This is a genomic window from Frankia sp. AgB32, from assembly GCF_023243045.1.
Taxonomy (GTDB): Bacteria; Actinomycetota; Actinomycetes; order Frankiales; family Frankiaceae; genus Frankia.
In genome coordinates this window covers 1-984 of sequence record NZ_JALKFX010000164.1, presented here as the reverse complement: position 1 = coordinate 984, position 984 = coordinate 1, and the positions used below count along the sequence as shown (strand labels likewise).

General features: G+C 67.2%; 1 pseudogene. It reads right to left on the bottom strand.

Annotation, left to right across the window (positions count from 1 at the left end):
• Positions 1-22: 22 nt before the first annotated feature.
• Positions 23-844, bottom strand: a pseudogene (locus MXD60_RS26240) (IS5 family transposase); the annotation flags it as partial.
• Positions 845-984: the final 140 nt, after the last annotated feature.

Below are 984 nucleotides of genomic sequence, written 5' to 3'. Positions count from 1 at the left end.
AGAACGTGTTTGAGATCGTGGGTTAGGTGATTCTCTGTAGTGGTCGTGGTCCTGGACGGCCGGCGGGAGCTGAGCGGTCGATGCGGCGGACCATGGTGGCGATCATGGTCCAGCGGATCAACGATTCCGCGTGGTCGGGGCGGCGTTCGTAGTCGCGGGCGTGTCGGCGGTGGGCGGTGATCCAGGACAGGGTGCGTTCGACGACCCACCTGCGAGGCAGCACCGAAAAGCCCTTCTGGCCTGCGGGTTTACGCACGACCTCGACGGTCAGGCGCAGGAGGCGGGCGGCCCAGCCGACGAACTGGCCGGCGAACCCGCCATCGGCGAACAGCAGCCGCAACCGCCGGCCGGCGAAGTAGCCGTCGAGCAGCACCTGGCGGCCACCGGCGGTGTCATGCGTGCTGGCCGGCACCACGAGCACGGCCAGGAGCAACCCGGTGGTGTCCACGACGACGAACCGCTTCCGACCGTTGATCTTCTTGCCGGCGTCGTAGCCACGAGAGGCGGCCGATACGGTGTCGGCGCCTTTCACCGACTGGGAGTCGATGATTCCCGCCGACGGCTCCCGGTTGCGGCCCTCGGTTACCCGGACCTGTTCTCGCAGCATGTCGTGGACCCGGACGGTGACCCCGGCATCATGCCAGCGGGCGAAGTAGTAGTAGACCGTCTGCCAGGGCGGATAGTCCGACGGCAACGCCCGCCACGCACACCCCGACCGCACCACGTACAGGATCGCGTCGACCAGGTCGCGGCGGTCGTGCTTCTCGCGGCGGCCCACCGGTGCCGCCGCCGGCAGCAACGGTTCGACTAACGCCCACTGGGAGTCCGACAGATCCGATGGATACCGATAACGGGCACCTCGCGCCATCCATCCACCGTCACCCGGCGGTCACACCCACCCGGTCATGATCCGCCGAGTGCACACCCATTGCACACCCCTGGCGATCACACAGTGTCATCAACCGGCATTCTCAAACACGTTCT